Source organism: Streptomyces sp. T12, assembly GCF_028736035.1.
Lineage (GTDB): Bacteria > Actinomycetota > Actinomycetes > Streptomycetales > Streptomycetaceae > Streptomyces.
In genome coordinates this window covers 10,000,522-10,025,693 of record NZ_CP117866.1, presented here as the reverse complement: position 1 = coordinate 10,025,693, position 25,172 = coordinate 10,000,522, and the positions used below count along the sequence as shown (strand labels likewise).

The window sequence follows — 25,172 nt, the reverse complement described above, 5'->3', positions numbered from 1 at the left end:
CGCTACTGGATGGTCCAGCCCACGCTGCCGACACCCGAGCTGTAGACGGCACAGACGCCCGAGGACTCGCTGTACTGCCCCGGCGCCAGCGTCACCCACTGGCCGGAGACGTCCGGCGCCCAGCCGCAGACGACCTCGGCGCGGAAGGTGACGGTGCGATCGGTGTTGTTCTGGCAGCCCGCGATGCCGTGGTCCGGGTTGTTGTTGTGCACCCAGCCGTCACAGTCGACGGTCCCCGCGGCCTGTGCGGGGGCGGCCATGCCGCCGAGGGTGAGGGCCAGGGCCGAGACGGTGGTGGCCAGGCCGGCTGCGAAGATGCTCTTCCTGCGGTTCATGTGTGTCCCCGTGATGTCGTGGTTCCGTTCGGACTTGCCGCTGCCAGTCAAGGTCAGCGGCGCTCCGACGGGAACCTCGGACATCCGAGGGTGGCGTCCGCGCCGTACGCGGGTGCCGCCTGCGTTCACCCGTTCGCCGCATCGGGTGTGTCGGGCGTGTCGGGTGCATCCGGCGTGCCGGGCGTGTCCGGGCCGTTCCAGTCGTACGGTCCGCCGCCGAGCCACTCGATCAGCTCGGGGTCGTCGACGGCCCGGTCCTCGCCGGGCAGGCCCGCGCGGTGCACCAGGTCCAGCACGTCGAACAGGCTGTACGCGATGCCGGTCGGCTCACCGCGGATCGTCACCTGACGCCCGCCGTCCGACGCGGGCGGCTGCACCACCACTGGGGGACGCGTGCTCATGCCACCACCATGCGCTCTGCGCGGCGCAAACGCAGCCCGGCGTACCGGCCGGACCGGCCAGTCCGTCGCGCGGCTCGTGACCGGCCGGGGTGCGGCGGCGTCAGCGTTGGTAGAGGCCTACAAGCGTTCCGGTGGCCAGCTGCTGCCGGTCGAGCACCTGGTGTGCCTCGTCCGACGTGGCCGCCTCCGGGACGGAGACGGGGCCCGGGAGAGCGTAGAGGCGGAAGTAGTACCGGTGCGCGTCGTCGCCGACCGGGGGCAGCGGACCGCCCCACCCGGATTCTCCGTAACCGTTCCTGTGCGGGTGGCTGCCCGGCGTCGTCTTGCCCGCCGCGAGCCCGTCCGCGTGCGGATCGATGCCGGTGACCAGCCAGTGGACGAAGGTCCCCGACGGCGCGTCCGGGTCCTCGCACAGCAGGGCCAGCTCCACCGCCTCGTCGGGCACGCCGGACCAGGTCAGGGGCGGAGAGACGTTCTGCCCCTCCAAGGCGTGACGACGCGGGATCATCGCGTGATCCTCGAACGCGGAGCTCGTGAGTTCGATGCCAGTCATGCGCGCCGCAGTACCCATCCGGGCGCGGGCCACACGCGATGCCGGCCCGGCGCGCGGGCACACCCCTGGTCGCCGACGGCCGTGGCCCGTTTCGCCCTGCCCCACGCCGGGAACTCGGCGGGCTGCGCCGACCTCGAGGGAGGACCGCCGTGTCATTCCGCGACCGTACTCACGCCGGACGGGAACTCGCCCTGCGGCTGGTCGAGTGGGCCGACTCCGGCGATCTGATCAATCCGCTCGTGCTGGCCCTGCCGAGCGGCGGCGTGCCCGTCGCCGCGGAGGTGGCCCGCGCGCTGCACGCTCCGCTGGACGTGCTGGTCGCACGCGAGATCAGCACCCCGATCCGTCCGGAGACGGCGATCGGCGCGATCGTCGCCGACGATCCGCCGCTGTACGACCGGCAGAGCCTGGCCATGATGCATCTGTCCGAGGACCGGCTCGGCGATGTCGTCGCGAGCGAACGGGGCGAGCTGCACCGCCGCGAGTACGTCTACCGCGGCCGCCGTCCGACCCCGTCCGTGGGCGGCCGCACGGTCGTCCTCGTCGACGACGGCCTGACCACCGGCCTCACCGTCACGGCGGCACTGCGCTACCTGCGCCGCCACGGTCCGGACCGGCTGATCCTGGCGGTCCCCGTCGGCAGCCCACGGACGACGGCCGCCCTGCGCACCGAGTGCGACGACCTCGTGTGCCTGGTGCAGCCGCCGTCCCTGCACGCGGTCGGTGAGTGGTACGAGGACTTCGGCCAGGTCTCCGATACCGAGGTCGCGGACACCCTGCACACGTTCCACGCCACGGCGTGACGGACGAACGACGGGGCGGTGCGCCCGGCCGCGTGACATCGTGGGGCCATGGCCATCGATGTGCGTCCGGCTTCGGTCTTCGAGGACGTCCGTGCGGTGCTGGGCCCGAAGTCGCCCCAGGCGAGCGTGTGTTACTGCCTGAGCTACCGGATCCCGTCCAAGGTGAACAAGGAGCTGCGCGGGCCGGCCCGCGGTGAGTACGTCGCCGACCTGTGCCGTGCCGATCCCCCGCCGGGGGTGCTCGCCTACGACGGGGACGAGCCGGTCGGCTGGGCCGCCGTGGCGCCGCGCTCGGCGACGTCCTTCGCGCGCAACCGGAAGATCCCGCACGTCGACGACCTGCCGGTCTGGTCGCTGTGGTGCGTCCGCGTACGCCCCGGCCACCGAAAGCAGGGGATCACCCACGCCCTCATCGCCGGCGCGGTCGACTTCGCCCGCGAGCGGGGCGCGCCGATGATCGAGGCGTACCCCCTCGACAACGGTGATGCCAGGGTCGATCTGACGATGGCGTACGCCGGGCTCCGGAAGAACTTCGAACGCGCCGGGTTCGTCCACGCGGCCGACACGACTTCGGTCCTGGCCGGCCATCCCCGCATCCTGATGCGGCTCGACCTGCGGGGCTGACGGATCGGCCGCGCCGGGCTAGGGCGTGTTGCGAAAGTCCCGTCGTCCGCCCGGAGGGCGGGCCGGGCGGCGTCTGGTGCGTACTCTCGGCGTGCCGGGCGGAAGCCCTCGTACTGGACGTACTTGGGCTTTCGCCCGGTGCGGCGAGTGGGGGCGCCCCCTCTGGGGGAGCGTGCCAGGCGTCGCCCGGCAGACGGGACTTTCGCAACACGCCCTAGTGCACGGAGAGCCCGCCGTCGACGAAGAGCGCCTGCCCGGTGACGTACGCGGAGGCGCCGCTCGCGAGGAACACCGCCGCGCCGGCGAAGTCCTCGGCCAGCCCGTTGCGCCCGACCATCGTGCGCGCGGCGAGCGCCGCCACCTTCTCGGGGTCGGACGACAGGCGTGCGTTCAGGGGCGTCATGACGAACCCCGGCACGAGCGTGTTGCAGGTGACGCCGTACGGCGACCATGCCTCGGCCTGTGAACGGGCCAGCGATTCCAGCGCCCCCTTGGAGACTCCGTAGGCGCCGCTCTGGACGAACGCCCGGTGCGCCTGCTGGGAGGTGATGTGGATGATCCGCCCGAAGCCCCGTTCGGCCATGCCGGGCCCGAACCGCTGACCCAGCAGGTAGGGCGCCTCCAGGTTCACGGCCATCGTGGTGTCCCACACGTCCTCGCCCAACTCGCCCATCGGGGGCCGCAGGTTGATCCCGGCGCAGTTGACGAGGATGTCGGGCTCCCCGAACGCCTCGACCGCCTCCTCGGCCGCCGCGCGCACGCCGTCGCGCGTGCTCAGGTCGGCGCTCACCCAGGCCGCTCGGCAGCCGTGGGCGGCCAGTTCGCCGACGGTCGCGGCCAACTCCGCCTCCTTGCGGGCCACGACGACGACGCTCGCTCCGGCGCGTGCGAGGGCTTCGGCGATGGCGCGGCCGATGCCGGAACTGCCGCCGGTCACCACGGCGACCCGGCCGTCCAGCGAGAAGAGTTCGGAGAGGTAGGGATGCGAGGTCATGCCCGCACCCTAGGCCGCGCGCTCACCTCGACAGCGCTCGGGGCGTCAAGTGCTCGGGGCCTCAAGTGCTGGGTACGTCAGCCGCGTTGCTGCACGGGTTCCCGGGGTTCCAGGCTCAGGTGGGCGCCCTGGCGCCGCAGCGCGCGCTGGACGAGGTGGTAGGGCACGTCGCGGGGACTGCGGCCGAGCCGTACGGACAGCGCGGCGCAGACCCCGGCTGCCTGGCCGGTCGCCATGGAGATGGGCATGACGCGGTAGGACGAGTGCGCCACGTGCGAGCCGGAGATGCAGCGCCCGGCGACCAGCAGGCGGTCGGTGTCCTTGGGCAGCAGACAGCGCAGCGGGATGTCGTAGAAGCGTCCGCGGGGCACGCGCTTGAGGACGGTGCCGCTGCCCCTGGGGTTGTGGATGTCGACGGGGTAGGCGCCGTGCGCGACGGCGTCCGGGAACGCGCGCGCCGCGAGGATGTCATGGCCGGTCAGGTGGTAGTCGCCGAGGATGCGGCGGGTCTCCCGTACGCCGATCTGGACGCCGCTCTGTGCCACGTACGACTTCTTGAAGCCGGGCACGTGTCCGCGCAGGAAGCGGTCGATCTGTTCCATCTGGCGGCGCGCGACGTACTCGGCGCGGCTCAGGTCCCACACATCGGTGCCGAGCACACGGGTGACCCGGGTGCTGTTGACGCTGACCTCGCGTGAGTGCGGGGTGCCGAAGAACAGCATGTCCTCGCGGGGCAGGCGCAGTTCGCCCGCCTCGGTGGCCTCCTGGACCAGGTCCCACAGCCCGTGCACGCCCCGCCACTGGTCGGGATGCTCGCCGACGTACTCGGAGAACTGCGGCTGCAGGAAGTCGACGACGCGGAACATGAGCGTCATCGGCTGCACCAGCCCGTCCTCCGGCCGCCCGATCTCGTACGGCGCCCCGCAGGCGGCGGCGATGTCGCCGTCCCCCGTGCCGTCGACGACGACACCGGCGTCGATCACCACCGGGCCGGACTTGGTCTCGAACACCACCCGCCAGCCGTCGTCGAGGGGCAGCGCGGTGGAGGCGAAGGAGTGGAACAGCATGCGCACGCCCGCCTCGTCGAGCAGGTCGAGGAGGACGAGTTTGTAGATCTCCGGGTCGAACGGCACGGTGTAGCCGGTGTCGGGGGACGGCGGGACGCAGCCGCCGCGGGCGGTGAGCCGGTCCAGCAGGAGCCACAGGAAGCCGGCCACCACCGGTTCGCCCTCCCCGTGGTCGGTGGGCAGCAGCCTGCTGTGGTGGCCGCTCTCGTCGAACACGGCCTGTTTCTGCTCGTTGTGGAACGACATCAGCGGCATGACCAGCGCCACGGTGGCGTTGCCGCCGAGGAAGCCGTAGCGCTCCACGAGCACGACGTCGGCGCCGGCCTCGGCCGCCGCACAGGCCGCGGCGGTGCCGGCCGGGCCGCCGCCGACGACCAGGACGTCCGTGCGGCCGCCGTGGCGGGCCTCCCGCGGTGGCAGGGTGACGGTCCGGACGGGGCGGGACGGTTCCAGGATCGGCATCGCTTCTCCCGTCGACTGGGTCGGTTGCGGACGGCGCGTTCCGTGACGGCCGACGCCCGCGGCGGAACCCGGCGTCACGCGCCGTGGTCCCTCAGGTCGGCCGTGGGCGTGCCCGGGGTCAGAATCAGGTCGGCGCCCTCCACCCGCCCCGCGGCGCGCGCGCCGCCGTCGATGCCGACGGAGTCCAGGAGGGCCCCGCAGCGGTCACAGGTCTCCCGGGCCAGCGCCCGCAGCCCCCGCACCCGGGCTTTCATGTCCTCCTGCCGCCGCGGGAACTCGTCCCAGAGCCGGTCCACCTCGGCGAGCAGCAGCCCGGCCTGCTCCCGCGCCACACCCACCAGCGCGGGCGCCCCCGTACGGCGGGCGAAGTCGAAGACCTTGCCCGAGTACGGCAGCGGCAGCACCGGCAGGCCGGAGAGCGCGGCGAAGATCACGACGTGCAGGCGCATGCCCACGACCAGGTCCAGGTGGCTCATGAAGCCGAGGACCTCGCCGGGGCTGTAGGTGTTGTGCAGGATGCGGCCCTGGTCCGGGGCGCTCATCCGGGACAGCACGCCGTGGGCCTGCCGGACGTCCTGGCGTTCCATCGGCACGAAGACCACGTGGGCGTCCAGGCGCCGGGCGAGGAAGTCCGCGACGTCGGCGAGCAGCCCGTGATAGTCCTCCTCGTCGAGTTTCTCCGCCGCCCGGCCGGGCTCGCGCACGGACATCCCGACCAGCCGGGCGTTCAGCGGAAGCCCCTCCTGCCGCATCATCTGCTCGGTGAAGGGTTCCGGCGTGAGCAGCAACGCCGGGTCGGCGGTGACGGTGAGCTCGCGCTCGACGCCGACCTCCTCCAGGACGAGGCGTGACTCCTCGTCGCGGACGACGACCTCGGTCATCTCCGGCAGCACGGTGCGCACGGCCTCCCGGTCGTCCGCATCGCGCAGCGGGCCCGCACCAACCGCGTAGGCGAACGTGGGGACGCCGCGCTCGTGCGCCGCCTTCACCAGCCGCAGATAGCGCCGCGCCTCCCCGTCGTAGAGGATCCCGCCGCCGCCCAGCACCAGCAGATCCAGTCCCGCGAGGGCGTCGAGGACGGGCTTTTGCGGTACGCCCTCCCAGTCGACCACCTCGTCGGCATCCCACTGATGGGTGCGGGTGTGGTCCGCGTTCCGGCTGAAGACGACGAGCCGGGCCTGCGGCCGATGGGCGCGCAGACAGCTCAGTACACACATCAGAATCGCTTCGTCGCCGATGTTGCACCCGCCGTACGAGCCGAGCAGGCCGATCCGCAGATCCGACGAGGCGGCCGGGACGGGCGACGGGTGCTGGTTGATCGTCATCCGGAACTCCCGTTCGAAGGAGGCGGGCGGGACCCACGGGGCGGTCCAGGACGGCTCGTCCGTCGGCGGGACCGCGAGCGGGGTCTTGGAGCGGTGGCAACACGCCGTCGTGGCGTCGGGCCCGAGTTGCCCGGGCCTTACGGAGGAAACCTCACCTGGGACTTTCCGGTGTCCGCCGGTCCGGAAAAGGCGGCGGGGCACGGGCGAGGAGACGTGCTCGTATGCGCCCGTAGAGCCAGTATGGGCGCTCACACACCGCCCGTCCTTCCGCCGCGGCTGCCGCTGAGCCCTGCTGCCCTGCTGCCCTGCTGCCCTGCTGCCCTGCTGCCCTGCTGCCCTGCTGCCCTGCTGCCCTGATGCGGGTACCCGCTGTCCGGCGGCGATGCCCGCGGACGGCACCGTGTCGCCGTCAGGGCCAAGGGGTACCCGGTCCTGTGCTCGACGGTGCCGGGTCCCTCCCCGCCCCGAGGAGGGCCGACCGACCCGTCCCGTGCGAGGAGGGACGACACGATGAGCGTGAGCCACCACACCCCGTCGCAGGCCGAGGGCGAGCGCGAGGACGCCGACGTCCCACGGGCCGACCATCCCACTCCTGAGTACACGACGCCCTCCCAGGCCGAGGGCGAGCGTGACGACGTCACCGAAACGACCACGGACACCGACCGCCCGGGTGGACGTGCCTGACCGTGTGAGCCCGGCGCCCGCGGGCACTCGGGGCCGCGGCGGGCCGTCCGTTCGATGCTGGAGGTGGAGGACATGGGTCATGGTGGGGACGTCATCGACGAGCTGGTGACCGATCACCGCGAGGTCGAGGAGTTCTTCGGTCGGATCGAGGCGCTTCCGTCCGGTGACAAGGACCGCAAGCTGTACGCCGACCAGGCCACGATCGAGCTGGTCCGCCACTCGGTCGCCGAGGAGGCCTACCTGTATCCGGCCGTGCGGGAGCACCTGGCGAACGGGGACGCGCTGGCCGACAAGGAGACCGACGACCACTCCAGGGCCGAGCAGACGATGAAGGATCTGGAGGCGTACGACGCCGACGATCCCGAGTTCGACCGGCTCATCGGGATGCTGATGACGGAGATCCGCTCGCACATCGCCGACGAGGAGCAGAACCTCTTCCCCCAGCTGAGCGCGGCGTGTCCCAAGAACACGCTGGACGCGCTGGGCAACAAGGTGCGCCAGGCGAAGAAGCTGGCACCGACCCGCCCGCACCCCTCCGCGCCGGACAAGCCGCCGGCCAACAAGCTGCTGGCCCCGGGTGTCGGCCTGATCGACCGGCTGCGCGACGCGCTGACGGGGCGCGGCAAGAAGGACTGACGTCGACGTCTCACGACTCAGGCGATGAGTGCCCGGCCCGGGTCGAGGCGCTCGTGGAGAGCGGGGCGGTGCAGGGCGGCCACCGGGGCGAGGAGGTCGGGGTGGCGCAGGAGGGCCGCCGCCTCACGGTCCCGCGTGTCGGGTGACACCAGGCGGCGGAACTCGACCGGCACACCGGTCGCGTGGCCGCCGTCGGCGAGCGCGGCGACCGCCAGCCGGGCCAGCTCGCAGTCGCTGAGCAGGCAGGCCGCCCAGCTCGCCACGACCTCGTCCACCCAGGTGCGCCAGGCGAAGTCGTCCGCCTCGTCGTGGGCGGTAGCATCCGCGCCGGTGATCCAGTCCAGGCCGGCCGAGCCGCCGGGGCCCGCCATCCCGACCAACGCGGCGTCCGTCTGCGTCGGGTAGCGCAGCCACGCCGCGACGGTGACGGCCTGCCGGGCCTGCACCTCGCCCAGGGCGGCGGCCAGCGCGCCGCCGCACGCCGGGTAGGAACGCGTGAGCCATTGGGTGGTCGCCGCGATGAGCGGGGAGAGATCTACGAGCACTGCCGGGCCGTCCGAGGTACTGGCGAGCAACGGGAATCCCTCGAACGGTAGCCCGCGGCACCGGGCCGCGAACATGCCCGCGGTCGCCTGAGCGGCGTGGCCTCGCCCACACCGGAACACACCGCGACGGCGCGTGCTCAGCCCGCATGGCCGCCCGAGGAGCCCGGGGCCGCGGCCGTCGCCGGCTCCGGTCCCGCAAGGTGGTAGACGTGGAACGCCCGGCCGATGACCGGCTGTGCGACGTTGCGCACTTTCACGCCGCCGCTGGTCATGCCGTGCTCCGTGCCCAGGTGTGCGTGCCCGTGGACCGCGAGGTCGGCGCCTGCCGAGTCGATCGCCTCGGCCAGCAGATAGCTGCCGAGGAACGGGTAGATCTCGGGTGCCTCGCCGGCCAGCGTGTCCGGGACCGGGGAGAAGTGGGTGAGGGCGATGCGTACGTCGCAGTCCTGCGCCCGCAGTTCCAGCAGGGAGTCCCGCAGGGTTTCGGCGCGCCAACGCGAGTACCTGACGAACTCCTTCATGATCGGCTCGCCGAACTCACCGGCGCAGCGGCCCACGAATCCGCCGCCGAACCCCTTCGTACCGGCCACGCCGATGCGCGCGTCGCCGTTGACCACCACGGTCGCCTGTCCTTCCAGGACGCGTACACCCGCGTCCCGCAGCACGGCGGCGACCTCGTCGGGGCAGTCGGCGTGGTGATCGTGGTTGCCCAGGACCGCGACCACCGGGACCGCCAGGCCCTCGACCTCGCGTGCGACCACCCGGGCCTCCTCCGGGGTGCCGTGGCGGGTGAGGTCCCCGGCGAGCAGCAGGACGTCGGCGCTGTCGGGCAGGGTCTCGAACGAGGGACGGAGCCGGCCCTTGCTCTCGGGCCCCATGTGGATGTCCCCGACGGCCGCTATCCGGATCATTCGACCTCCTCGGCGTGGTCGGGCGCGGAGGCGTCCGCGACCACGATGTCGCAGTGGACGGGGATTGACGGCAGCTCGTCCCGGGCCATGCGCAGGACGTCGTCACGACACTGCGCGGACGGCACGGTGCCGGTCAGCAGAACCGCCTCGCCGCGGATCTCGATCCGCACACCCAGCTCGCCGAGGTCCCCGGCGGCCAGGTGGTCGGCGAGATGGGCCACGCGGTAGTCCAGGTTCTGCGCTCCGCCGGCGCCGGGAGCGGGCCGGGCGGCGTATCCGCTCATCGGGGCTCCTTCCGTGGGGCGATGACGTTCAGTCGTTCCAGCAGGAAGAAGAACGCGGCGGGCATCGGTCTGTCCCCGCAGGAACTTCGTACGTCCTCCCAGTCGACCTTCTCGCGCAGGGCGCGGGCCGCGGCGAGCACCGGCCCGAAGTCGCAGTGGTGCTCCGAGAAGGGCTCGATCAGCGCCCGCATGAGATCCGTCGCCGCCAGGACGGGCATGTGCACCGAGTCGACCGGGAGGTCCTGGGCCCGGGCCAGCATGTCGGAGGTGACCGAGCGGTGCCCGAGCTCGAAGAGCAGGTCGACCTCCTGGCCGAGGCACGTGGTCTTCAGCAGCCAGTCCTCCGGCGGTGTACGCACCGTGAGGCCCGCTTCGGTCAGCGTGTCCGCCACTGCTTCGGCGTCTGCGCGGCGTACGCAGAAGTCGGCGTCGTGCTGCAGGTGACCGCTGCCGCCGTGGGCGTAGACGGCCACGCTTCCGGCCACGGCGAACGTGTGCCCGTTGCGTTTGAGGAGAGCGCCGACCTGCTTCGCCGCCTCGAGAATCGCCTGGCTGCGGTCACGGGGCGGTTCCTGGTTGTCGGGCGCGTGCGGTTCCCGCGACCCCGGCCGAATCGGGCTCTCCCCGACCGGGCGCAGCCGGGGAGCCCCGGCTCGCCGGGCGGGCGTCGCACTCTCCCGGTTCCGCGTCATGACGACTCCGTTCGCCGTCCGGCCGTCCGGCGCGGGCCCCTGCCGGGGCCCGGGGCGGGCTGGAAAGGCTCCGGGTACCCCGGCACGGTGACTTCGATACGGCACGCATGCGTGTACCGGCGTGCCGGGCCAGGGTCGGCACGCCCCGTCCCCTCACGCCGCTGTGTAGCCCAGCTGGCGTCGCATGTACGGGGTCATGAGGGTCTTCGCCTTGGCCATGGTCGTGGTGCGGCTGCCGAGGACCGCCGTCTCGCCGCCCGGCACGGGCAGCATCGTCACTCCGTCGGCCGGGCCGAACGGCACGATGAGCGGGGTGCGGTGCACCGGCCGGTAGAAGCGGGGCTCCTTGCGGTGCTTGCCGCCGCTGTTCAGGTAGGCGCGGATGTTGTGGGCGGCCAGGTCCGCCTGGGCCAGCGCGGCCGGGGTGATCTTGACCTCGGTGGCGTCGTTCACGTCGCCGACCGCGAACACGTCCAGCCATCCCTGGACCCGCAGTGCCTGGTCGACCTTCACGTGTCCCGTCTCGTTCAGCCAGTCCCCGTGCCCGGCCAGGCGCAGCCAGAGCGTGTTGGGCGTGGTGCCGGTCGCCCAGAAGGAGCGGTCGGCTTCGATGACGTTTCCGCCGGCGTCGCGGTAGGTGCCGAAGTCGTTGCCGGGGGACATGAAGGCGTCGAGCCACACGTTCACGTCGTGGGACTCCAGCCAGCTGCGCGCCTTGCGCCCGGCCCGCGCGCTGCCCGTGGAGTGCAGCAGCTCCGGTCCGGAGTGGGCGAGCGTGACGCGGGCGTCCGGCCGGGCGAGGCGGATCTCGGCGCTGAGCTCGACCCCGGAGGGCCCGCCGCCGACGACGAGGATGTGCTCCGCCGAGGCGATGTGCTGCTGGTGCGTGGCGAAGGACTTCACCGCCTCCTCGGTGGTGGTGCCGGAGAAGCGGGCCGGTTCGGGGTAGTCGGCGCCGGTGGCGATCACCAGCACGTCGTACGGGAGCCGCTCCCCCGTGGCGAGCATGACCTGCCGTTCGGCGGTGTCGATGCGGACCGCCTTGCCCACGACCACGCGGCCGTTGCGCAGCAGCCGGTCGTACGGGATGAACGGGCTGTGGGACCAGTCCGGACGCACCCCGGCGCGCAGGGAGGCGATGCGGTGGAAGAAGACCTCCTTGCGGTCCACCAGCGTGACCCGCGCCGTCGTGTCCAGTCGCTTCGCCAGACGGACGCCCGCATAGCCGCCGCCGATCACCACTACGTCGCCGTCATGCACGCCGAGTCTCCTGTGCTGGTGGGGGAGAGAAGGAGCGAGTGGCGCGGCGGGTGGGCGCCGTCGGCCACTCCCCTGTCGGCGAGCCTATCGTTTGAAAGTTAAAGAGTTAATGGAGCTCGGTGTGCGTTCTGTGAAAGGTGCGCCCTGTGAGGTGCCTGCGCGCAAACGACGACGTCCAGGCCGACCCGTGCGGGCCGGCCTGGACGTCATGCTCGGAACGGATCAGACGAGGTCGAACCGGTCCAGGTTCGAGACCTTGACCCACGCCGCGACGAAGTCGTTCACGAACTTCTCCTTGGCGTCGTCGCTCGCGTAGACCTCCGCGAGCGCGCGCAGCTCGGAGTTCGAGCCGAAGACCAGGTCGGCACGGGTGCCGGTCCACTTGACCTCGCCCGAGGCGTCACGGCCCTCGAAGACCGTCTGGTCCGCGGAGGTCGACTTCCACGTCGTGCCCAGGTCGAGCAGGTTGACGAAGAAGTCGTTGGTCAGCTTGCCCGGGGTGTCGGTGAAGACGCCGTGCGTCGAGCCGCCCTGGTTGGCGCCGAGGACGCGCAGGCCGCCGACGAGGACGGTCAGCTCGGGGGCGCTCAGGGTGAGCAGGTTGGCGCGGTCGAGCAGCAGGTACTCGGCCGGCAGGCGGTTGCCCTTGCCGAGGTAGTTGCGGAAGCCGTCCGAGGTCGGCTCCAGCGCGGCGAAGGACTCCGCGTCGGTGTGCTCCTCGGTCGCGTCCACACGGCCCGGCGTGAAGGGGACCTCCACGTCGACGCCGGCGTCCTTGGCGGCCTTCTCGACCCCGGCGGCACCGCCGAGCACGATCAGGTCGGCCAGGGAGACCTTCTTGGCGCCGGAGTTGAACTCGGCCTGGACGCCCTCGAGGACGCGCAGGACCTGGGCGAGCTCGTCCGGGTCGTTGACCTCCCAGCCGCGCTGCGGCTCCAGGCGGATACGGGCGCCGTTGGCACCGCCGCGCTTGTCGCTGCCGCGGAACGTCGAGGCCGACGCCCACGCGGTGGAGACCAGCTGCGAGACCGTCAGGCCCGACTCGAGGAGCTTGGCCTTCAGGGCCGTGACGTCGGCGGCGTCGATGGTCTCGCCCTCCGCCTGCGGCAGCGGGTCCTGCCACAGCAGCGTCTCCGCCGGGACCTCCGGGCCGAGGTACAGGGACTTCGGGCCCATGTCACGGTGGGTCAGCTTGTACCAGGCGCGGGCGAAGGCGTCCGCGAACTGGTCCGGGTTCTCGTGGAAGCGCTTGGAGATCTCGCCGTAGATCGGGTCGAAGCGCAGCGAGAGGTCGGTGGTGAGCATCGTGGGCCGACGCTTCTTCGACGCGTCGTGGGCGTCGGGGATGATCTCCTCGGAGTCCTTGGCCACCCACTGGTTGGCGCCGGCGGGGCTCTGGGTCAGCTCCCACTCGTAGCCGAAGAGGATGTCGAAGAAGTCGTTGCTCCACTGGGTGGGCTTGGTGGTCCAGGTGACCTCGAGACCGGAGGTGATGGCGTCGCCGCCCTTGCCGGTGCCGTAGGTGGACTTCCAGCCCAGGCCCTGCTCCTCCATGGAGGCGGCCTCGGGGTCGTTGCCCACGTGGTCGGCCGGGCCGGCGCCGTGGGTCTTGCCGAAGGTGTGACCACCGGCGATGAGGGCGACGGTCTCCTCGTCGTTCATCGCCATGCGGCGGAACGTCTCACGGATGTCGCGGGCCGCGGCCAGCGGGTCCGGGTTGCCGTTCGGGCCCTCGGGGTTGACGTAGATCAGGCCCATCTGGACGGCGCCGAGCGGGTTCTCCAGCTCGCGGTCGCCGGTGTAGCGCTGGTCGTCGAGCCAGGTGGTCTCGGGACCCCAGTAGACGTCCTCGTCGGCCTCCCAGACGTCGGCGCGGCCACCGCCGAAGCCGAAGGTCTCGAAGCCCATCTGCTCCAGCGCGACATTGCCCGTGAGGATCATGAGGTCGGCCCAGGAGATGGACTGGCCGTACTTCTTCTTGACCGGCCACAGCAGACGGCGGGCCTTGTCGAGGTTGCCGTTGTCCGGCCAGCTGTTCAGCGGCGCGAAGCGCTGCTGACCACGGCCGCCACCGCCGCGACCGTCGCTGATGCGGTAGGTGCCGGCGCTGTGCCAGGCCATCCGGACCATCAGCGGGCCGTAGTTGCCGAAGTCGGCGGGCCACCAGTCCTGCGAGGTGGTCAGCACCTCGGCGATGTCCTGTTTCACGGCCGCCAGGTCAAGGGCCTGGAACGCCTCGGCGTAGTCGAACTCCTCGCCGAGCGGGTTCGCGACGACCGGGTCCTTGGCCAGGATCTTCAGGTTGAGCCGCTCCGGCCACCACTGACGGTTGCCACCGCCCTGCGTCGGGTGGGGGGCACGATCGTGCGCGACGGGGCAGCCACCGGCGCCCTCCGTCTTCGCGTCAGTGACGATCGCATCGGGGTTCTCAGCCATGGGAAACCTTCCGAACTAGGTGGATCACAGTGCTCGGGGTGCACTGCTGGCGGTGGAACAGTCGGGGCACAGGCCCCAGTAGATGACCTCGGCCTCGTCGATGGCGAAGCCGTGGTCATCGGACGCGGTCAGACACGGCGCCTCGCCGACCTCGCAGTCGACGTCGGCGACGACACCGCACGACCGGCACACGACGTGGTGGTGGTTGTCGCCGATACGCCCCTCGAACCGGGCCGGACTGCCGGCCGGTTCGATACGGCGGATGAGTCCCGCCGCAGTGAGTGCGTGGAGGCCCTCGTACACGGCCTGCAGGGAGACATGGCCTACGCGATCACGCACCCCGGAGGCGATGGCCTCGACGCCGAGGTGGTCACCGGCCCGGACGGCCTCCAGCAGCGCGACACGCGCGGCGGTCACCCGCAGGCCGGCACCGCGCAGCTCCTCGGCGGGGGTCGGGGTCTGGGATGCGGTCATGGGAGACAACCTACCTCGCTAAACACGAATGATTCAAGAAAACGAGTGATGAAGGTTTGGTGATCCACACGGGACCGGGTGCCACGGCAGTGATGCACATGGCACCACTCGGAGCCCCCCAAAGCGCGAAAAAACGTCTCTTACGGCATCGGTGCACGCCTTTGCGTCAAGGCCTTGAGCTGGTCGACATCCCACTCGTACTCGATGGAGGTACATCGCATGCTCGGCAGACATACCGCGGCCGGTCGCCGCGGCGCCGCCCTGACCGCTCTCGGCGCCCTCGTCCTCACCGGGGTCACCTCGGCCGCCGCGGCCGAGCCGCCGCCCGCGTCCACCGCCGCACAGACGCTCGGCGCCGACCGGCCGCCGGCCGCGGTGCTGCGTGCCGTGGAGCGTGACCTGAAGCTGAAGCCCGGTCAGGCGGCCGAGCGGCTGGTCAACGAGGCGGAGGCGGGCGTCCGCGCGGGTCGCCTCCGCAACGCCCTGGGCGAGCACTTCGCGGGGGCCTGGCTGCGGGGGGCGACCTCCGCGGAGCTCACCGTCGCGACCACGCACGCCGCCGACGTGTCCGCCATCAAGGCCCAGGGCGCGAAGGCCGCGGTCGTCAAGCACCCGTTGGCCGAACTCCGGGCCGTCAAGAAGAAGTTGGACACGGCCGCCGCCCGCGTCAAGACGCGCGACACACCGGTCTGGTACGTCGACGTACCGACGAACCGGGTCGTCGTCCAGGCGACCAAGCGCTCGGCCGCCACCGCCTTCATCAAGGCCGCCGGCGTCCAGGGCAAGGGCGTCGGCGTCCGCCTGTCGGCGGACCGGCCCCGGCTGCTGGCCGACCTCGTGGGCGGCGACGCCTACTACATCGAGGGCACTGCCCGCTGCTCCATCGGGTTCTCCATCACCAAGGACCAGCAGCAGGGCTTCGCCTCGGCGGGCCACTGCGGGACCAAGGGCGACACGACCGCGGGCTCCAACATGGCCCAACAGGGCACGTTCCAGGCCTCCACGTTCCCCGGCAAGGACATGTCCTGGGTCGGCGTCAACAGCGACTGGACCGCCACGTCCGACGTGGAGGGTGAGGACGGCGAGCGGACGCAGGTCACCGGCTCGGTCCAGGCGCTCGTCGGGGCGTCGATCTGCCGCTCCGGTTCCACCACCGGTTGGCACTGCGGCACCATCGAGCAGCACGACACGAGTGTCAGCTACTCGCAGGGCACCGTGGACGGCGTGACCGAGACGACCGTGTGCGCCGAGCCGGGCGACTCCGGCGGCCCGTACATCTCGGGCTCTCAGGCACAGGGCGTGACCTCGGGCGGCTCGGGTGACTGCACGGACGGCGGGACCACCTTCTACCAGCCGATCAACCCGATCCTCAGCGAATTCGGCCTCGTGCTGAAGACCTCGTCCGGCCAGGCCGGAACTCCCGCTCCGGAGGACAACGACGCAGCGGAGACATGGGCCGCGGGCCGCGTCTACGAGGCCGGCACGACGGTGACCCACGCGGGCGTGCGCTACCAGTGCGTGCAGACCCACCAGGCGCAGGGCGCGTGGTCGCCGAGCTCCACTCCGGCCCTGTGGGAGCGGTTGTAGGAGCGTACGTCGCAGGAGTCGTACGTCGTGGAAGTCGTACGCCGTAGGACTCTTCCGGTGCGGGGCTCGGCTCCGCACCGGCCGCTCCGCGGGGACTACTCCTCCGCGAGGAGCGCGTACGCGGTGGCGATGAAGGAGTCGCGGGCGCGGAAGCGGCGGGTGCACAGGGCGACCAGGGCCGTGCCCGTGTCGGGCCTGAAGCCCAGGAAGGCCTGCTGACCGAGGGTCGCCCCGCTGTGGAAGTACATCGGGCCGCCGTTCGTGGGGTGCCGGAACCACGCCATCGTGTGCACGTGCCGGTGTCCCGGGCCGCGTCGGAGCACGGGGGTGCGCACCGCCCGCAGGGCGTCGGCCCACGGGGAGCCCTCCGGCGCGAGGTGGGCTTCGAGGAACGTCAGCAGGTCGTGCGGGGTGGCGCGGACGGCGCCCGCCGCCTGGAAGCCGCCCGCGTCGAAGGCGAGGGTGGGCGTACGGCCGTCCTTGCCGTGCCCGACGGCGTCGGTCTTCGGGTCCTCCGCCTGCAGTGCGGTGCCGCTCAGGCCGAGCGGCCGCAGCACGTGCGCGCCGAGCAGCTCCTCCCACGCCGTGCCGGTCACCGCCGCGACGGCGTGACCAAGCACGGCGACGCCGAAGTTGGAGTAGTGCCACCTGGTGCCGGGCCGGTGCCGGGGGCCGCGGCGGCGGAGAAAAGCGTCGGCCACCCGCTCGGCCGGATAGCGGCCGTAGGGGTTGGTGCGCCAGGCGGGCAGCGCCCGCGGGTAGAAGTCGGCCGGCAGGGCCGGCAGTCCGGCGGTGTGCGTGACGAGGTGAGCCAGCGTCACCGGGTCCGCGTCGGTCCGTCGGCCCGGGTCCAGGCAGGCGGCGGCCGACTCGCCCCCGGTCAGCAGGCCGCGCTGGATGAGCTGGGCCAGCAGCAGGCCGGCGAACGCCTTGGAGGCCGAACCGATCTCGTAGCGCAGGTCCTGCCGCGGGACGCGTGGGGGCGGGGCGGTGCCACCGCAGTGCAGGATGCGGCGGCCGGAGCGGGACACGGCGAAGACGGCGTCGGGCGCGTCGATGGCGCCGACGGCGCTCTCCAGCCGCTCCCGCAAGGTGTCGTCGGTGCCGAGGAAGCCGCCCGCAAGCAAGTGGTCCCTGTCGTCCTCGGCACCCGGCCAGGGCGTCGACGGGCCGGTCATGAGGGGGCGTGCGTCAGCTCGGTGAGGGCGCGGGAGGTGGCCAGCACCGAGGCGAAGGCGGCGACCAGCGTCGGGTGGTAGACCATGTCGAACACCTCGTCCGGTTCGCCCTCGGGCATCGTCCGCACGGCGGGCATGGCCCCGTCGGGCTGCTGTGCGGCGGCGAAGCCCTCCCAGGCCCGTTCGTCCAGGGTGGGGCGGGGCAGGCAGGCGTCGACGACCAGGAGTTCGCCGAGCAGGTCCCAGCGTTCGAGGTCCAGCCAGTCGTCGATCCAGACGGGCAGCCACATGGCGAGGTAGTCGGCGATGTCCGGCGGCAGGCCGTCGGGGTGCTCTCCCCAGTCGGTGAGGTGGAACACCGTGTGGGTGACGTCGTAGGCGATGTGCCCGCTGACCGTCCAGGGCTCGGGGGTGCGGGCCAGCCAGGTCGAACCGACGATGCCCGCCTCGGGCATGCGGGGCGTGAGGCCGAAGCGGCGCTGGAACGCGGACAGGCCGAGGCGGCGGGTCGGGTCCAGTTCGAGGGCCGCCCAGCTGTCGAGCCGGTGGTAGAGGACGGTGGCACGCTCCACCTCGGGCTCGCTGTACCCGAGTTCCTTGTACGGGAGGTACACCTCGAACGGGATGGGCGACAGCGGCTCGATGCGCTGGCCGCGCACCAGCATGCGACCGCCGTCCAGCGTGTGCCGCCACGTGTGGTCGAGGAGCTTGCGCGCCAGTTCGGCCTGCCGTGATCCGGCCACGCCCTCGCGGAACAACACCCTGCAGATCAGGGCCAGTTCGCCGACCGGTTTGAAGCGCTCCAGGAAGCCCACTTCCGGATCGACGTCGGGCTCCAGGCGGAATCCGTCGCGATGGGCCCACAGCCACTCCAGGGCGCGGACGCCGACGGTGTGCATCAGACGGGTGTCGGTCATCCGGGCACTCCTTGTCCCCTGTACCGGTTCTGCGTGCCGCCCACGTGCGCTGCGCGGTCCTCGGCACCGTCCTCGTGGCCTTCGCCGGCGAGGTACTTGACGGTCTGTGCCGCCGCGAAGGCCGCCATCAAAGTGGAGTGGTAGCACTGGAGGAAGTCCGGCTCCGGGTCCGCTGCGGCGTCGTCCCAGGAGTCGGCTCCGGCGTCGCCCCGGGCGCCCGGGGCCTGCTGCGGGAGCGCGCCGGAGTCGTGCTGTGCCCGGGCGATCCGGGTCCAGGCGTGCTGAAGGGTCGTGTGGTCGGGCCGGCACGGCAGGCTCGTGGCCACGACCAGCAGCTCGCAGCCGAGGTCCCACATCCCGGCGTCCAGGCAGGTGTCGAGCCAGGGCGGCAGCCAGTGGGCCAGGTAGGCCGCCAGGTCCGCGGGGACGCCCGCGGGGGTGCGGCCCCAGTCGGTGAGGTGGAAGACGACGTGGGTGAGCGCGTACCCGGAGGAGCGCTCGAACGTCCATGGTTCCGGCAGTCCGCCCAGCCAGGTGCGCCGCAGCACCTCCGCGTCCCGCTCCGGGCGCCGGATGCCGCTGCGCCGCTCGGCTTTCAGGACGCCGAGCCGGCGGGTCGGATCCTGCTCGGTGAGCCGCCAGCCCCGGGTGCGGGCCGTCGTGGCGGCCGCGGCCTCGTATCCGGGATGCCGCAGCCCGGCCGAGGCGAAGACGGAGTAGATCTCCAGGGGGTACGTCGCGAACGGCTCCGACTGCTGGAGCCGCAGGAAGAGCTCGCCCCGGCCGGTCTGCTGCCAGGCGAAACGCAGCAGGTCCTGCGCACACGCGTGCAGCGGATCGGACGGCGGGGTGTGCGCGCGTACGCTCGCACAGGTCTGCGCCAGTTCGCCGAGCGGTTTCCAGGTGGCGTCCACGTGGCCGTCCGCGGTGAGTGCGTCCTCGCCCAACGCGAAGTCGCCCCGGTGCGCGGACAGCCAGGCGAACGCGGCGGCTCCCACCTCTCGGACCTCGCCGACTCGGATCTCGCCGGCTCGGATCTCCCTGGCGCCCAGGGCGGTCATACGAGCGCTCCGGCCGCCCGCATGACCCGTGCCGCCTGGACCTGCAGGGCCACCCGGGGGTCGCTGCCGCCCATCAGTTCCACGAAGTCCAGCCCCGCCTCCAGGCCGAGTGTGTCCGGGACCCCGTCGAGCAGGGTCAGCCAGCGTCCCGCCCCGGCCGCCTGCTGCCAGTCCCTGCGGCGGACGGCCCGTACGAAGCCCCGGGCCACGTCGACCGGGCGGCGCTGGGCGGCGCGGACCACCGCGCAGTCCTCACCGGGCACCGCGAGCGGGGCCAGGACGGCGAGTTGGTGCGTCAGCACCTGCCACGTCGCCTCGTCGAGCCAGCCGGCGGCGTCCGGTTCCGCGGCCGGGTCCCCGGCGGGTGCTCCGGTCAGGGGTGTGTCGAGCCGCCGCAGGGTCCGACTCATCGCCCAGTGGCTCCACTTGACGGTGGGTGCCGCGTCGGCGCGCGGCGGGAAGGCCTCCACCGTCCTGCGGAACACGGCAAGTACCTCTGGGGCGGGCGGAGTCGGAAAGAGTACGTGCGGCAGCAGCAGGTCTGCTCCCAACACGCGTACCGCCGCGAGGGCGAAGTTGCCCTCGAGGTCGTCCGTCGCCCCCGTGCCGGACATGCGCACGTGGTCCCCACCCCGAAGGGCGGAGACCACGTCGGCCGCAAGGTCCTGCACCGCGCCCTGCAAGAGGGCCGAAGTGCCTGACTGCTCCATTCAGCTGCTCCCGTCGGTCCGCTAGCCCTTCTTGGGGCGAGGGGTCGGCGGGGACAGCAGCAGCTTGGTGTCTGCGGAGAGCAGCGCCAGCGCGGCACACTCCCGGCTGTCGCGGTAGACACCGTCGGGCTCGGCGGGGTCAAGTGCCGCCTCTAGGTCACTCCGGACGCCCTTGATGTCCTCGATCGCCTTGTCAATGGAAGGCATATCACCATCTCCTCTGGGGTCAGCCATAGCCTCCACAACCAAGGTCACCACACGGCCACAAAGCACGCATCTTTTCCCAGAAGGCGCGTTACCTACGTCGTCATCCGATCAGTGGTGCGTACTCCCTGAAGAGCTGCTCCTGGACGCCTTCTCCCCAGAGTTTGCCTGTGAGCTCGCCGTAGGTGGAGAGGTTGGGCAGCTCGGCCGGGGCTGCGGCGACCTTGGTGAACTGTTCGCCGAAGCTGAGGACTTCCTGCACATTGACCAGCTCCTGATCCGGTCCGGCGGCCAGCTGCAGGAGGTCGTCGGCCACGGCCTGCACGCCGCGGCCACCATGGGCGGGCTGTAAGCTCCCCGGCGCTGGGGCTGGGCGGCGGCCTGCCCTTCGAGAGCGCCGAGTTGGCCGACGGCAGCAGCACCTCACCGCACCTGCGCCGGCGGCCGACACCGACGAGGGCGGGCGGGGCCTGTTCCTCGTCGCCCCTTCACGCAGCGCTGAGGCACCCGCTACCTCGCCCGCGGCAAGGTGATCTGGACCGAGCAGGCGCTCCACAGCACGACGGCCGGGCCCGACGCAGACATGTCCGAAGCGCTGCTGGACCAATGGAGCGACGCGGACCGGTGATCACATACGCGCGTCAGGTCCGAGCCTGACCGGCGCCCGCGCTGTGGGGCTCAGAACGCCGTGTAGCCTCCGTCCACGGGCAGGACGGCACCGGTGACGTACGCCGACTCCGGGCAGGCGAGGAAGAGAACCGCGTCGGCGACCTCCTCGGGTGTGGCGAGCCTGCGGAGCGGGATGGAGTCCTCTCTGGCGCGCCGGTAGGCAGCGGGGTCGGGGCGTCGCTGGAACGAGTCCTCGATGATCGGCGTCATGGTCAGACCGGGCGCGACCACGTTGACGCGGATGCTTCGGGGCACCCATTCGATGGCGGCGCCGCGCGCGAGCGCGATGAGGCCGCCCTTGGCGGCGGAGTACAGGGTCTGGTTCGGCATGCCGACCATGCCGAGGCGAGAGCTGACGCACACCATCGACGCTCCCGACACGGGAGCCAGCGGCATCAGGTGCTTCATGACCAGGAACGCGCTCAGCAGGTTGCTGTGGAGCAGATCGCGTGCGTCGTCGGCAGTCGTCTCCGCGAGCGGGCCGGACTTCTGAAGTCCGTGGCACAGGACGACCACTCCCACGTCTCCGAGGTGATCCGCCGCTCTGGCGGCGAGCTCGGAGGCGAAGGCCTCGTCGTTGAGGTCGCCCGCGAGGTAGAGATCGTCCGGATGGCTCTCGCGCAGCTCGGGTCGCCGTCCGGTGAGCAGGAGGTTGGCGCCCTCGCGGCGGAAGTGGGAGGCGACCGCCTGACCGATGCCGCTCGATGCTCCGGTGATCACGGCGTTGACGTCCTGCAGTCTCATATGCGTTCCTCGTCTGTCGCGGGCGAGCCGGAGCTCCGGGCCGGTACTGGTCTCGGCTGCCGTCAGGCCAGTGCCTGACCCCTGCCGGCCACGACCTCGGGCCGCAGCAGGTCGGTAAGGGTCTCGGCGGGCAACAGGCCCTTCTCCAGGACGAGTTCGGCCACGCCACGGCCGCTGACGAGGGCCTCCTTGGCGATGTCGGTGGCGGCCGTGTATCCGATGTGCGGGTTCAGGGCGGTCACCAGGCCGATGGAGTTCTCCACGGTCCGGCGCAGGGCCTCGGTGTTGGCGGTAATGCCGTCCACGCAGCGCTCGGCGAGGGTCACGCAGGCGCTCTGCAGGTGCGTGATGGACTCCGACAGGGAGTGCAGGATGATCGGCTCGAACGCGTTGAGCTGGAGCTGTCCGGCCTCGGCGGCCATGGTGATGGCGACGTCGTTGCCGATCACCTCGAAGGCCACCTGGTTGACGACCTCGGGGATCACCGGGTTGACCTTGCCCGGCATGATCGACGAACCGGCCTGCACCGGCGGCAGGTTGATCTCGCCGAGCCCCGCACGCGGCCCGGACGACAGCAGCCGCAGGTCGTTGCAGCTCTTGCTGAGCTTGACGGCGATGCGCTTGAGCACGCCGGACATCTGCACGAACGCCCCGCAGTCCTGGGTCGCCTCGACCAGGTTGGCGGCGGTGACCAGCGGCAGCCCGGTGATCTCGGCGAGATGGCGACGGGCCGACTCCGCGTATCCGGCGGGAGCGTTGAGGCCGGTACCGATGGCCGTGGCACCCAGGTTGATCTCATGGATCAACTCCACCGCTTCCGCGAGTCGGCTGCGGTCCTCCTCGATCATCACGGCGTATGCGGAGAACTCCTGCCCGAGCGTCATCGGCACGGCGTCCTGGAGCTGGGTGCGGCCCATTTTCAGTACATCGCGGAACTCGACGGCCTTGCCGGCGAAGGAGTCCTGGAGGACGAACATCGCCTTGAGCAGACCGCGCACCGCGAACACCGTCGCGATCTTCACGGCGGTCGGGTACACGTCGTTCGTCGACTGACCGAGGTTCACGTCCTCGTTGGGGTGCAGGTGCTGGTACTCGCCCTTGGCGTGACCCAGCAACTCCAACGCCCGGTTGGCGACGACCTCGTTGGCGTTCATGTTGGTCGAGGTGCCCGCGCCGCCCTGGATGACATCGACGACGAACTGCTCGTGCAGCTTGCCGGCGCGGATCTCCCGGCACGCGGCGACGATCGCGGCGGCCTTCTCAGGATCCAGCAGCCCGAGCTCCTCGTTCGCGAGGGCAGCGGCCTCCTTGACCGCGGCGAGAGCGTCGATCAGGTGCGGGTACGCGGAGATCGACATCCCGGTGATCGGGAAGTTCTCCGTGGCACGCAGGGTGTGAACACCCCAGTAGGCGTCGGCGGGAACGTCCCGGTCGCCGAGCAGATCGTGCTCAATGCGGGTGACGGCGGTCATGGAGCTGGGGCCCTCTCGGGAGGCATGGTGGGGGGCCTTCCGCACCGCTGCGCGGAAGGCCCCCGCGGTGTCACCGGTGTCGGTACCTGCTCAGAGCAGGCGGTCCTTCGCCTTGTAATAGGCGCCGCCGAACGGCAGAAACCAGGCGGTGCCGTTGTAGAAGGGGACGGGCACCTTCGGGAAGCCGAAGCCGCGCATCGGGTTGGCCTCGGGGTTGCCGTCCATCATCTCGGCGACCGCGCGGCCCATGTAGGTGGCCATCTGGACGCCATGGCCGCAGTAACCCATGGAGTAGTACAGGCCGTTGACCTCGCCCGCGTGCGGAATGCGGTCCCAGGAGAAGCCGACCATGCCGCCCCACACGTAGTCGATGCGCACCCCCGCCAGCTGCGGGAAGATCTCGGTCATCTCCCGCTTGAGGATGTCACCGCTCTTGATGTCGGAGGCCGGGTTGGAGGGGGCGAAGCGGGCCCGGCCGCCGAAGGCGAGGCGGTTGTCCGGGGTGAGACGGACGTAGTGGCCGACGTTCTTGTGGGCGACGAGCAGGCGGCCGTTCGGGATGAGCTCCTTGGCGCGCGCCTCCCCGAGCGGCTCGGTGACGATGATGAAGCTGCCGACGTTGATCAGCCGCTTGCGGAACCACGGCATCGCCTTGTCGGTGTAGGCGTCCGTCGCTGCCATGACCTGCTTGGCGCGAATGGTGCCGTGCAGGGTCTCCACCACGAAGCCGCCGCCGGGGAGGCGGGTGAGGCCGGTGGCGGCGTTGCGCTCGTGGATGTCGGCGCCGGCCCGCTCGGCGGCGTCCGCCAGGCCGCCGACGAACTTGCCCACGTGCAGGCCCGCGCTGAGCGGGTCGAGCAGGGCGCCGTGGTAGTAGTCCGTACCGAGCTCAGCGCGAAGTTCGCTCTTGCTCAGCACGATCGTCTCGTGGCCGAAATTGTCGGCCAGGTCGCGCTGTTTGGCCCGCAGACCGTCGAAGTGGCCGGGCTTGCAGACCGCGCCGAGGCGTCCGGAGCGGTTGAAGTCGCAGTCGATGTTCTCGGTCCGGGTGAGCTCCTCGACGACGTCGACCGCCTCGCGGAAGGCGTCGTACAGCTCACGGGCCCGCTCCTGCCCGTAACGCTTGCGCGCCTCGGCGGGGCTGATGGTGATGCCCTGCGTACACATGCTGCCGTTGCGCCCTGAGGCGCCCGAGCCGACCTTGTCCTTCTCGACGAGGACGACCCGGGCGCCCTTGCGGGCGACGTGATAGGCGGTGGACAGCCCGGTGAGGCCGCCGCCGATCACCACCACGTCCGCCTCGTCGGGCAGGTCTTTGCCGGAACGGTCGGGCAGGGCGGGAGCGGTGTCCAGCCAGTAGGGGATCTGCTTCATGGCGTGCGTCCTCTGTCTTTCTCAGTCCTGTGTCGCCGGTGCGCCGTAGGTCAGCAGCCGAGCAGCTTCGGCAGGCCGGACAGGTCGGGCAGCTCGTCGTAGGGCTGGTAGTCGGCGCTGCCCGGGCGGCCGTAGCGGTTGATCCACACACGGCGCTTCAGGCCGAGGTCGCGGGTCGGGATGTGGTCGTACTCCCAGCCCTGGGCGGTGTGGATGACCTGCGACGGCTCGACGCCCATGGTCCTGAAGGCGTGCTTGAAGGTCTGGCGGTCCGGCTTGTAGGCGCCGGCCTGCTGGGCGGTGATGACGTAGTCGAACTCGACGCCGATGTTCTCGACGTTCCGCGCGATCAGGTTGTCGTCGGTGTTGGAGATGATGGCGATCTCGTACTTGGTCTTCAGCTGCCGCAGGGCCTCCGGGACCTCCGGGAAGGGGCCGAAGGTGGGGACGGCGTCCACGAGGGCCTCGCCGTCGGAGTCGCGGTACTCCAGGCCGTGCAGGCGCATGGCGTTCCGCAGGCTGGAGGGCAGGATCTCGTGGTAAGGGCGGTAGGCCTCCAGAACGGCCTGGAAGCGCATGACGCGGAAGTCGTCGAGGAACTCGTCGACGTCCAGGTTGTCCAGGTCCAGCCGGCCGGAGTCGGAAAGGATCTTCAGGGTGGTGGGGCCGAGCTGGAAGTCGACCAGGGTTCCATAGGCGTCGAAGGTGACGATCTCTCGCATGGTGTTCAGCCTCGATCTCGCGGGTTCACGGATTTTCCAGGGGGTGGG

Annotated in this window: 28 protein-coding genes; 5 read left to right on the top strand and 23 right to left on the bottom strand. The window is 71.4% G+C overall.

What is annotated here, in order from left to right:
• Positions 1-2: 2 nt before the first annotated feature.
• From PBV52_RS44950 to PBV52_RS44940, 3 genes are all read right to left on the bottom strand, one after another.
• On the bottom strand, positions 3-335 hold the full coding sequence (locus PBV52_RS44950; protein ID WP_274247207.1) for a hypothetical protein: 333 nt from the start codon (positions 333-335) through the stop codon (positions 3-5).
• A gap of 125 nt (positions 336-460) precedes the next feature.
• Positions 461-736 (bottom strand): hypothetical protein, encoded by a 276-nt coding sequence (locus PBV52_RS44945; protein ID WP_274247206.1) that lies wholly within the window; start codon positions 734-736, stop codon positions 461-463.
• A gap of 100 nt (positions 737-836) precedes the next feature.
• Complete coding sequence (locus tag PBV52_RS44940) at positions 837-1,289, bottom strand: YbhB/YbcL family Raf kinase inhibitor-like protein (protein ID WP_274247204.1); 453 nt, start codon at positions 1,287-1,289, stop codon at positions 837-839.
• A 149-nt stretch (positions 1,290-1,438) separates the two neighbouring features.
• On the opposite strand from PBV52_RS44940, the gene PBV52_RS44935 reads away from it, so the two are divergent.
• Positions 1,439-2,092: a phosphoribosyltransferase gene (locus PBV52_RS44935; RefSeq protein WP_274247202.1), complete on the top strand. Its 654-nt coding sequence runs from the start codon at positions 1,439-1,441 to the stop codon at positions 2,090-2,092.
• A gap of 48 nt (positions 2,093-2,140) precedes the next feature.
• A complete protein-coding gene (locus tag PBV52_RS44930; RefSeq protein WP_274247201.1) occupies positions 2,141-2,716 on the top strand; it encodes a GNAT family N-acetyltransferase in 576 nt (191 codons plus the stop codon).
• Between the two features lie 214 nt (positions 2,717-2,930).
• On the opposite strand, the gene PBV52_RS44925 is transcribed toward PBV52_RS44930, so the two are convergent.
• The 3 genes from PBV52_RS44925 to PBV52_RS44915 form a co-directional block, all read right to left on the bottom strand.
• Entirely contained in the window at positions 2,931-3,710 is a 780-nt protein-coding gene (locus PBV52_RS44925) for an SDR family NAD(P)-dependent oxidoreductase (RefSeq protein ID WP_274247200.1), read from the bottom strand.
• 77 nt (positions 3,711-3,787) lie between these two features.
• On the bottom strand, positions 3,788-5,239 hold the full coding sequence (locus PBV52_RS44920; RefSeq protein ID WP_274247198.1) for an FAD-dependent oxidoreductase: 1,452 nt from the start codon (positions 5,237-5,239) through the stop codon (positions 3,788-3,790).
• Positions 5,240-5,313: 74 nt separating this feature from the next.
• Positions 5,314-6,564: a polysaccharide pyruvyl transferase family protein gene (locus PBV52_RS44915; RefSeq protein WP_274247196.1), complete on the bottom strand. Its 1,251-nt coding sequence runs from the start codon at positions 6,562-6,564 to the stop codon at positions 5,314-5,316.
• A 510-nt stretch (positions 6,565-7,074) separates the two neighbouring features.
• On the opposite strand from PBV52_RS44915, the gene PBV52_RS44910 reads away from it, so the two are divergent.
• Both PBV52_RS44910 and PBV52_RS44905 read left to right on the top strand, forming a co-directional pair.
• On the top strand, positions 7,075-7,248 hold the full coding sequence (locus tag PBV52_RS44910) for a hypothetical protein (RefSeq protein ID WP_274250034.1): 174 nt from the start codon (positions 7,075-7,077) through the stop codon (positions 7,246-7,248).
• Between the two features lie 72 nt (positions 7,249-7,320).
• A complete protein-coding gene (locus PBV52_RS44905) occupies positions 7,321-7,884 on the top strand; it encodes a hemerythrin domain-containing protein (RefSeq protein ID WP_274247194.1) in 564 nt (187 codons plus the stop codon).
• A gap of 17 nt (positions 7,885-7,901) precedes the next feature.
• Here the strand turns inward: PBV52_RS44905 and PBV52_RS44900 are convergent, their stop codons facing one another.
• From PBV52_RS44900 to PBV52_RS44870, 7 genes are all read right to left on the bottom strand, one after another.
• Positions 7,902-8,429: a hypothetical protein gene (locus PBV52_RS44900; protein WP_274249956.1), complete on the bottom strand. Its 528-nt coding sequence runs from the start codon at positions 8,427-8,429 to the stop codon at positions 7,902-7,904.
• A gap of 137 nt (positions 8,430-8,566) precedes the next feature.
• Positions 8,567-9,340, bottom strand: coding sequence for a metallophosphoesterase (locus tag PBV52_RS44895; RefSeq protein ID WP_274247192.1), 774 nt, complete (start codon positions 9,338-9,340; stop codon positions 8,567-8,569).
• Entirely contained in the window at positions 9,337-9,624 is a 288-nt protein-coding gene (locus PBV52_RS44890; RefSeq protein WP_274247191.1) for a BON domain-containing protein, read from the bottom strand. The genes PBV52_RS44895 and PBV52_RS44890 overlap by 4 nt, the downstream gene beginning before the upstream one ends.
• Positions 9,621-10,316 carry a hypothetical protein gene (locus PBV52_RS44885; RefSeq protein WP_274247189.1) on the bottom strand — a complete coding sequence of 232 codons (696 nt, stop codon included), beginning with the start codon at positions 10,314-10,316 and terminating at the stop codon, positions 9,621-9,623. Before PBV52_RS44885 ends, PBV52_RS44890 begins: the two co-directional genes overlap by 4 nt.
• A 153-nt stretch (positions 10,317-10,469) precedes the next feature.
• Complete coding sequence (locus PBV52_RS44880) at positions 10,470-11,576, bottom strand: NAD(P)/FAD-dependent oxidoreductase (RefSeq protein ID WP_274247187.1); 1,107 nt, start codon at positions 11,574-11,576, stop codon at positions 10,470-10,472.
• A 222-nt stretch (positions 11,577-11,798) separates the two neighbouring features.
• The gene (katG, locus tag PBV52_RS44875; protein ID WP_274247185.1) at positions 11,799-14,012 is read right to left on the bottom strand and encodes a catalase/peroxidase HPI; all 2,214 of its coding nucleotides are present in this window, start codon (positions 14,010-14,012) and stop codon (positions 11,799-11,801) included.
• A 24-nt stretch (positions 14,013-14,036) separates the two neighbouring features.
• Positions 14,037-14,486, bottom strand: coding sequence for a Fur family transcriptional regulator (locus PBV52_RS44870; RefSeq protein WP_274247183.1), 450 nt, complete (start codon positions 14,484-14,486; stop codon positions 14,037-14,039).
• Between the two features lie 219 nt (positions 14,487-14,705).
• Between PBV52_RS44870 and PBV52_RS44865 the strand changes: the two genes are divergently transcribed.
• Positions 14,706-16,073 carry an alpha-lytic protease prodomain-containing protein gene (locus PBV52_RS44865; RefSeq protein WP_274247181.1) on the top strand — a complete coding sequence of 456 codons (1,368 nt, stop codon included), beginning with the start codon at positions 14,706-14,708 and terminating at the stop codon, positions 16,071-16,073.
• A gap of 95 nt (positions 16,074-16,168) precedes the next feature.
• On the opposite strand, the gene PBV52_RS44860 is transcribed toward PBV52_RS44865, so the two are convergent.
• The 10 genes from PBV52_RS44860 to PBV52_RS44815 all read right to left on the bottom strand — a co-directional run bounded on the left by PBV52_RS44860 (position 16,169) and on the right by PBV52_RS44815 (position 25,124).
• Positions 16,169-17,251: a serine hydrolase gene (locus PBV52_RS44860; RefSeq protein WP_274247180.1), complete on the bottom strand. Its 1,083-nt coding sequence runs from the start codon at positions 17,249-17,251 to the stop codon at positions 16,169-16,171.
• Positions 17,248-18,168: a hypothetical protein gene (locus PBV52_RS44855; protein WP_274247178.1), complete on the bottom strand. Its 921-nt coding sequence runs from the start codon at positions 18,166-18,168 to the stop codon at positions 17,248-17,250. The genes PBV52_RS44860 and PBV52_RS44855 overlap by 4 nt, the downstream gene beginning before the upstream one ends.
• Entirely contained in the window at positions 18,165-19,229 is a 1,065-nt protein-coding gene (locus tag PBV52_RS44850) for a hypothetical protein (protein WP_274247177.1), read from the bottom strand. Before PBV52_RS44850 ends, PBV52_RS44855 begins: the two co-directional genes overlap by 4 nt.
• Positions 19,226-19,939, bottom strand: a complete 714-nt coding sequence (locus tag PBV52_RS44845; protein WP_274247176.1) for a hypothetical protein — start codon at positions 19,937-19,939, stop codon at positions 19,226-19,228. Before PBV52_RS44845 ends, PBV52_RS44850 begins: the two co-directional genes overlap by 4 nt.
• Before the next feature lie 21 nt (positions 19,940-19,960).
• Positions 19,961-20,146, bottom strand: coding sequence for a hypothetical protein (locus PBV52_RS44840; protein ID WP_274247174.1), 186 nt, complete (start codon positions 20,144-20,146; stop codon positions 19,961-19,963).
• Between the two features lie 100 nt (positions 20,147-20,246).
• Complete coding sequence (locus tag PBV52_RS44835) at positions 20,247-20,468, bottom strand: hypothetical protein (RefSeq protein ID WP_274247173.1); 222 nt, start codon at positions 20,466-20,468, stop codon at positions 20,247-20,249.
• A gap of 353 nt (positions 20,469-20,821) precedes the next feature.
• Complete coding sequence (locus PBV52_RS44830; protein WP_274247171.1) at positions 20,822-21,556, bottom strand: SDR family NAD(P)-dependent oxidoreductase; 735 nt, start codon at positions 21,554-21,556, stop codon at positions 20,822-20,824.
• 62 nt (positions 21,557-21,618) lie between these two features.
• A complete protein-coding gene (gene aspA / locus PBV52_RS44825; protein ID WP_274247169.1) occupies positions 21,619-23,028 on the bottom strand; it encodes an aspartate ammonia-lyase in 1,410 nt (469 codons plus the stop codon).
• 90 nt (positions 23,029-23,118) lie between these two features.
• Positions 23,119-24,402 (bottom strand): FAD-binding oxidoreductase, encoded by a 1,284-nt coding sequence (locus tag PBV52_RS44820; RefSeq protein WP_274247167.1) that lies wholly within the window; start codon positions 24,400-24,402, stop codon positions 23,119-23,121.
• 50 nt (positions 24,403-24,452) lie between these two features.
• Positions 24,453-25,124: a haloacid dehalogenase type II gene (locus tag PBV52_RS44815; RefSeq protein WP_274247165.1), complete on the bottom strand. Its 672-nt coding sequence runs from the start codon at positions 25,122-25,124 to the stop codon at positions 24,453-24,455.
• Positions 25,125-25,172: the final 48 nt, after the last annotated feature.